Consider the following 519-nt stretch of genomic DNA (forward strand, 5'->3'; position numbering starts at 1 on the left):
GCTCTAAGACGTCTATACCTCTTTTTTCTTTGAAAATTAAAAGCTCTCTTGCATAGAGAAATTTCTGATCCTTGTTTATATCATAGGTCTCATACTTCTTCTTAACCTGCATAGGTTTAAATTTTTTCTCAGCCTGCTCTTTAGCAAAATTTGCATTGTATTCTTGTTCTTCTTTGATTATCTGCTTTCTTTGCTCTTCAACATCCTTTGTTGCTTTTTCTCTTGCTTTGGCAAATAAATTCTTAAATTCATCTATGCTTAGGTCGGTTCTACTTAAAAGACTAAGCGACTCCTTGTTATTATTTGGATAAAGGGAGGACATAGTTTCCATAAAAGCATCTAGCTCATCCTCTTCTTCTTTTGTGCCAAGACCTATTAGTTTGCCCATCATGGTTGGTTTGCCGTCTATAGAGTTTGTAAGCAACCAGTCCATGTAATCTTGGAGTTCGCGAACTCTAAATTCTTCCATATTTTCTGGTTCTCTTTTTGCTGATAAAGCTCGTCTTTCTTGAATGGTGT

General features: G+C 35.6%; 1 pseudogene. It reads right to left on the minus strand.

Going from position 1 to position 519, the window contains the following annotated elements:
* A pseudogene (locus CYP28_RS06065) lies at window positions 1-519 on the minus strand (cell surface protein); the annotation flags it as partial.

Origin of the sequence: Campylobacter concisus (assembly GCF_002914195.1) — a bacterium.
In the GTDB taxonomy this organism is placed as follows: Bacteria; Campylobacterota; Campylobacteria; order Campylobacterales; family Campylobacteraceae; genus Campylobacter_A; species Campylobacter_A concisus_M.